Source organism: Ruegeria sp. C11 (assembly GCF_056537725.1).
The window spans coordinates 1-6,185 of record NZ_JBQFSB010000021.1 but is presented as its reverse complement, the minus strand read 5'-3'; the positions used below and the strand labels follow the sequence as shown (position 1 = coordinate 6,185).

The window sequence follows — 6,185 nt, the reverse complement described above, 5'->3', positions numbered from 1 at the left end:
CATTGGCGAGATCAACACCGCTACCGTCCGCTTTAACGCGAACCTTCACATTATAGTCAATCACGCGTTTGACAGGCACGAGTACCTTCATTTTTGCGCTTGCTCCTTACAAAAACGGTAAGCCGCGTCGCGACTCCACCAATGCTCTCGCGGGTGTAGATAGCGTCTCGCGCTTCGCTGCAACAGGGCAAAATCGTCACGTCGTGGCTTCCAGACGTCGCGTTTCAGTATTTTTTTGCCTGAGAAACGGGAATCGAACCCCAAGGTGTCGGTTTGGCCCGCTGCACGGGGGCCAATGGCATCAGCTTGTCCTGAGGCTTAACTCTCTGAATACTCAGCCCGGCGCCGCGTTCGGATCAGCGGTTTGCCCCCGGAACCCACAAAACATCGTCCCGCCCGCCGTTATTGGCGCAACGCGCCGCGACAAAGAACCAGTCGCTCAGCCGATTGAGGTATTTTACGCTGGCCTCGTTGACCGGCTCCATATTGGTCAGCTCGACGGCAAGACGTTCCGCGCGGCGTGAGACGGTGCGGCATACGTGCAGATGCGCGGCCAGCCGGGACCCTCCTGGCAGGATGAAGCTGCGCAGCGGTTCCAGGGATTCGTTCATAGCGTCAATTTCAGCTTCCAGCCGATCGGTCTGAGAGGCAACCATGCGCAGAGGCGGGTAATCAGCCTCGGCATCCTTCTCCATGTCCGGGCGGCATAGATCCGCGCCCAGATCAAACAGATCATTTTGGATACGGGCAAGTGCTGCATCCACATCGCCGTCGGCCTCCAGTCGGGCGACCCCGACATGGGCGTTCAACTCATCCACGGTGCCATAGGCCGTAACGCGACCGGAATATTTGGCGACACGTTCGCCGTTGCCCAGCGCGGTTTTCCCGTCGTCGCCGGTGCGGGTATAGATCTTGTTCAGTACGACCATCTATTGCACTCCCTGTCCGCGCAATACGACGTAGAGCACGATAAGCACTACGGCAATGAACTGAAACAGGATGCGCAGCCGCATCATCTTGTTGCTTTTCTTTGCGGCATCGGTGCCGCTTTTGCCAAAATTGGCGATGCCCATCGCCAGTACGGCGACGACCGCCGCCATGGCCATGAGCAAGATGACCATCATCAGGTCCATAACTTTACCGTCCGCGATTAGTGTTGCGCCTGACCCCATCTAGCCCCGACAGGGCAAAAAGCGAACCGGTAATTTCGTCTCAGATGTCCGACAGGATGCGATCGATGGCGCCTGTGGGCAGAACCCGGCGCAGGTAACCCGCGATATAGGTTGGCGTCGTGACATAGTATCGAGAACGGGGGCGCCGGGCTTCGACGGCGCGGGCAAGCTTGTCTGTGACGGCTGAGGCGGGCAGTTCGAATCTGTCAGGTCCCGAATCCTCGTAAAGCCTTTTGAGCAGCGAATTTTCGTATCTTTCGCGCAGGGCAGAATTTTCCCAGTCGATAAAGCGCTCAAACATTGGGATCGCCTTCTCCCGCAACTTGGACGTGATCGGTCCGGGTTCGATCAGAATGACCTTGATGCCGGTGTCCCGCAGCTCAAGCCGCATGGTATCGGTCAGCCCTTCGACTGCGTATTTGGTGGCGACATAGGCCCCGCGCCAGGGAAACGCGACCAGACCCAGCACCGACGAACATTGAACGATTCGCCCGTGGCCCTGCGCGCGCATGACGGGAATCACTTGCCGCGTCAGTTCGTGCCAGCCAAATACGTTGGTCTCGAAGATATGGCGCATTCCGTCGGTTGGCACATCCTCGACCGCGCCGGGCAGGCCATGCGCACCGTTGTTGAACAGGGCATCCAGCGTGCCGCCCGTTGCCTCGAGAACCTGTGCCAAACCAGAGGTTATGCTGTCCGCGTCGGTGTAATCGATCCGGGGGCTGTCAAAGCCCTGCGCCCGCAAGCGGTCGCAATCGCGTTGCTGCCGGCAGGATGCAAAAACACGCCAGCCACGCGCACGCATACCGTGTGCCGCGTCCTGACCGATACCGGATGAGCAGCCAGTGATGAGGATGGATTTTTGCATGACATTCCCGAAAATGAACCTCGCCCATAGCTATTGCGAGGTTCGGAACAGAGCAATGACACCTCTGCGTCAGTCGTTGATTTTCCGGATGAGGGACGCTGAAATCCATCCAACGTGTCGCTCGGGCAACACGCGCAGGCGCAGCCAGCCGGTGCCCGGATCATGCAGCACCTCGACCTTCTGACCGATGGTGACCTTGGCGATGATCGGATAGATCGTGCCGGGGCCGTCGCGCATGTTCACCCGTGTACCCGATACCTCGCGGATGTCTTTGACAGGCTCGGCCGCCACAGGCGTTTCCGCAGGTTCCGGCTCTGATGGGGTGATCTGCTGCAGCCCGGCCGCGCCCTGTTCCAGAGACGCCAGCGTCAGCCCGGTGGTCTGAGTGCCAAAAAGGGATGTCCCTGAATTCAGGCTGCTGGCCGCCTGGGCCAGCAAGGCAATCGATTCTTCCGTCGTGACCGGCTCGGGTTCCGGTACGACTTTCGGCACAACCGGGGTAGCGGGTTGAAGGACGGTTTTGGTTACCAACTCTTCGGCTTTCGGAGAAACCAGAGGGGCAGGTGCGGGTTTCGGGGCCTCGGCCACCTGCTCCGGAACGGGTGCGCGTTCTCCACGTGGGGCGAAATCCGGCCCTCCGCTCATGACATAGAAAACCCAGCCAAGTGCAGCAAACGTAAGAACTATGAGGCGCTTCATGGCGCTTCCCCCGACAATCAGAAAAATCAAAAAATTGCAGCAGTACAATCAGTGAAATCTTACCATATTTTGGACGATGAGTCGAAAATGCGGGGAAATCCGGGACTTGTCTCCCCCTGTTGCAAAAAGCGCGACTTGTCCCCAGCAAAATATGCTGTGCTTGCTTTACCAGCGGGCTCTTGCGGCGTATCACATCATATATGAACGATACGATCGACGACCCCAATATGGAGACCCCTGAGACCGGGGGCGAGATAGCCGAGCCATTGCGCCGCGCGATTGGCGAACGCTATCTGACCTATGCGCTCAGCACGATCATGCATCGTGCCCTGCCCGACGCGCGCGACGGATTAAAGCCGGTTCACCGGAGAATCCTCTACGCGATGCGCGAGCTGCGACTCAGTGCAACCGGTGGATTCCGTAAGTCTGCCAAGATCTCCGGTGACGTGATGGGTAACTACCACCCGCACGGTGACGCCGCGATTTACGACGCGATGGCGCGTCTGGCGCAGGACTTTAACGTCCGTTATCCGCTGGTCGACGGGCAGGGGAACTTTGGCAATATCGACGGCGACAATCCGGCGGCCTCTCGTTACACCGAGGCGCGGATGACCATCGTGGCCGAGGCCCTGCTTGAGGGTCTGAACGAAGACGCTGTCGATTTCCGCGACAATTATGATGGCACCCTGACCGAGCCGGTCGTGCTGCCTGCGCAGTTTCCGAACCTGCTGGCCAATGGCGCCAGCGGAATTGCGGTGGGCATGGCGACGAATATCCCGCCGCACAACATCGCTGAACTTTGTGATGCCTGCCTGCATCTAATCAAAACACCCGATGCCCGCGACGACACGTTGCTGAACTACGTGCCCGGCCCGGACTTCCCGACCGGCGGCGTGATCGTCGAACCGCCCGAGAACATCGCACAGGCCTATCGCACCGGGCGCGGATCGTTCCGGCTGCGCTGCAAGTACGAGGTCGAGGATCTGGGCCGCGGCCAGTGGCAGATCATCGTTACCGAGATTCCCTATCAGGTTCAGAAATCCAAGCTGATCGAAAAGATCGCCGAGCTGATCCAGACCAAGAAAATCCCGATCCTCGCCGATGTGCGCGACGAATCCGCCGATGACATCCGCCTTATCCTTGAGCCGCGTTCCAAGAATGTGGACCCCGAGGTGCTGATGGGCATGCTCTACCGCAACTCGGACCTTGAGGTGCGGTTCAGCCTGAACATGAACGTGCTGATCGACGGCGTGACGCCCAAGGTCTGTTCGATGAAAGAGGTGCTGCGCGCCTTTCTTGATCACCGGCAAGAGGTACTGCTGCGTCGCTCGCGCCACCGTCTGGGCAAGATCGATCATCGTTTGGAAGTGTTGGAAGGCTTTATCGTCGCCTTCCTGAACCTCGACCGCGTGATCGACATCATCCGCTATGACGACGACCCCAAAGCCGCGCTGATGCGCGAAGATTGGGGCATCGACCACGTTCGCGCCACCAACGAGGCCGACTATGTCTCACCCAAGCCGGGTGAGGGTGAGTTGTCCGAGGTTCAGGTCGACGCGATCCTCAACATGCGCCTACGCTCCTTACGCCGTCTCGAAGAGATGGAGCTGGTGCGTGAGCGTGACGAGCTGATGCTGGAACGCGCCAATCTTGAGGACCTGTTGGCCGATGAAGGCCTGCAATGGGCCAAAATCGCGGAGCAATTGAAAGAGACCAAGAAAACCTTCGGCAAGGACTACGAAGGCGGCGCGCGCCGCACGCAGTTTGCCGAGGCCGGAAATGTCGAAGAAGTGCCACTTGAGGCGATGATCGACCGCGAGCCGATCACGGTCGTCTGCTCTCAGATGGGCTGGATTCGCGCGATGACCGGTCATATCGACCTGAACCGCGAACTGAAATTCAAGGACGGTGACGGCCCGCGCTTTATCTTCCATGCCGAGACGACCGACCGCTTGCTTGTCTTTGCCTCGAACGGGCGATTCTACACGGTCAGCGCCGCCAATCTGCCCGGCGGGCGGGGCATGGGCGAACCGCTCCGCCTGATGGTTGACCTGCCGAACGAGGCACAGATCGTTGACATCCTGATCCACAAGCCGGGGCGCAAGCTGCTCGTGGCCTCGGATGCGGGCAACGGCTTCATGGTGCCCGAGGATGACGTGCTGGCCCAGACCCGAAACGGCAAACAGGTCCTTAACGTCAAGGGGGACGAAACGGCCATGATCTGCAAACCGGTCGCCGGTGACCACGTGGCCGTCGTTTCGCAGAACGGAAAATTCCTTGTGTTCCCGGTGTCCGAGCTGCCCGAGATGACGCGCGGCAAAGGCGTGCGCCTGCAAAAGTACAACATGGCCCGCGGGCGTCAGGGCACGCTGGAACTGGATGGCGGCCTGTCCGACCTGACGACCTTTGACTGGGAGGACGGTCTGAAATGGTCGATGGGCGGTGACAAGACCCGGCACGAGGCAGACCTGTCACAGTGGCTGTCCAAACGCGCAAGCGTCGGGAAAAAGCCACCATATGGCTTCCCGCGTGACTATAAGTTCTCCTGACCAAAATGCGCCAGTAGGTCAATTTTTGCTGACACGGCTTGGCACAGGCCGTGTCGGTGCGCTACATCGTTAAAAAACGGACCTGTCGAGACAAGAGAATGATCCGAATACTGACGCTGACCGCCGGACTGGCCTTGCTTGGGGCCTGCGCGCCGACGCTTGTGGACGAAGCTCCTGAAGAATTGGGCGAGTTCAAGCTGCGCGTGAATTACGCATTTGCCGACAAGGCCGTTCAAGGGCCGGTGTCGCGCGACGCCACACCGCAGGAATGGACCAACGCCATTCAGAATGCCGTGGATATCCGGATGGGCCGCTACCAGGGGTCGCAGGAATACGACATCGGTATCAGCCTCGAAGGGTACATGCTGGCGCCCCCGGGTGTGCCGGTTCTGTTCAACCCCAAAAGTACTGCCATCGTTCTGGTCAATGTCTACGACGTCGAGCGCAAGGAATTCCTTGCCAAAGGCGAACAGATGCAGGTCCTCGAAGATACGACCGGCGAAAGTGCTCTGAAAGGTTCCGGCCATGCCCGCACCAAGGAAGAGCAGATGAACGGGCTGGCCCTGAAAGTTGCCGACCGGGTCGAGGAGTGGATCGCCGAAGAACACAAGGCGAACGGTTGGTTCGACAAGCGCCCCGAGGTGCTGCAACCAGTCGAAATCGGGCAGTCGTCACCGAATCCGGTACAAGGTTAGGTATTTCCCTCAGGATGTGCTTGATTTTCTCCTTTGAACCCAATATCTCGCGCGCGCAGATGTAACCTACGGGACCAAGGGTCCCCCAAATCGCAAAAGGGCGCCTGAGGAATGGCAAAGGAAAAGTTTGAGCGTACAAAACCGCACGTCAACATCGGCACGATTGGCCACGTTGACCATGGTAAAACGACGCTGACCGCAG

7 protein-coding genes and 1 pseudogene are annotated in these 6,185 nt (G+C 59.1%); 3 read left to right on the top strand and 5 right to left on the bottom strand.

What is annotated here, in order from left to right; all coding sequences use genetic code 11:
• The 5 genes and pseudogenes from ACR0NA_RS21540 to ACR0NA_RS21520 form a co-directional block, all read right to left on the bottom strand.
• Positions 1-91: pseudogene (locus ACR0NA_RS21540) on the bottom strand (electron transfer flavoprotein subunit beta/FixA family protein); the annotation flags it as partial.
• A 265-nt stretch (positions 92-356) separates the two neighbouring features.
• Positions 357-929: a cob(I)yrinic acid a,c-diamide adenosyltransferase gene (locus ACR0NA_RS21535; RefSeq protein WP_480453285.1), complete on the bottom strand. Its 573-nt coding sequence runs from the start codon at positions 927-929 to the stop codon at positions 357-359.
• Positions 930-1,133, bottom strand: a complete 204-nt coding sequence (locus ACR0NA_RS21530) for a twin transmembrane helix small protein (RefSeq protein ID WP_170657638.1) — start codon at positions 1,131-1,133, stop codon at positions 930-932. It lies immediately after the preceding gene.
• A 79-nt stretch (positions 1,134-1,212) separates the two neighbouring features.
• A complete protein-coding gene (locus ACR0NA_RS21525; protein ID WP_480732605.1) occupies positions 1,213-2,040 on the bottom strand; it encodes an SDR family NAD(P)-dependent oxidoreductase in 828 nt (275 codons plus the stop codon).
• Positions 2,041-2,109: 69 nt separating this feature from the next.
• Positions 2,110-2,739, bottom strand: a complete 630-nt coding sequence (locus ACR0NA_RS21520; protein ID WP_480732602.1) for an SH3 domain-containing protein — start codon at positions 2,737-2,739, stop codon at positions 2,110-2,112.
• A gap of 200 nt (positions 2,740-2,939) precedes the next feature.
• Here ACR0NA_RS21520 and ACR0NA_RS21515 point away from each other — a divergent pair, with 200 nt between their 5' ends.
• From ACR0NA_RS21515 to ACR0NA_RS21505, 3 genes are all read left to right on the top strand, one after another.
• The gene (locus tag ACR0NA_RS21515; RefSeq protein ID WP_480732601.1) at positions 2,940-5,288 is read left to right on the top strand and encodes a DNA topoisomerase IV subunit A; all 2,349 of its coding nucleotides are present in this window, start codon (positions 2,940-2,942) and stop codon (positions 5,286-5,288) included.
• Positions 5,289-5,386: 98 nt separating this feature from the next.
• Entirely contained in the window at positions 5,387-5,983 is a 597-nt protein-coding gene (locus tag ACR0NA_RS21510) for a hypothetical protein (RefSeq protein ID WP_170657632.1), read from the top strand.
• Positions 5,984-6,094: 111 nt separating this feature from the next.
• Positions 6,095-6,185 (top strand): GTP-binding protein (locus ACR0NA_RS21505; RefSeq protein WP_215675807.1); only part of this gene is annotated, 91 nt, incomplete at its 3' end.

Coding starts and splice junctions, on each gene's coding strand:
- ACR0NA_RS21535 (WP_480453285.1), bottom strand. CDS start 929: ATGGTCGTACTGAACAAGATCTATACCCGCACCGGCGACGACGGGAAA.
- ACR0NA_RS21530 (WP_170657638.1), bottom strand. CDS start 1,133: ATGGACCTGATGATGGTCATCTTGCTCATGGCCATGGCGGCGGTCGTC.
- ACR0NA_RS21525 (WP_480732605.1), bottom strand. CDS start 2,040: ATGCAAAAATCCATCCTCATCACTGGCTGCTCATCCGGTATCGGTCAG.
- ACR0NA_RS21520 (WP_480732602.1), bottom strand. CDS start 2,739: ATGAAGCGCCTCATAGTTCTTACGTTTGCTGCACTTGGCTGGGTTTTC.
- ACR0NA_RS21515 (WP_480732601.1), top strand. CDS start 2,940: ATGAACGATACGATCGACGACCCCAATATGGAGACCCCTGAGACCGGG.
- ACR0NA_RS21510 (WP_170657632.1), top strand. CDS start 5,387: ATGATCCGAATACTGACGCTGACCGCCGGACTGGCCTTGCTTGGGGCC.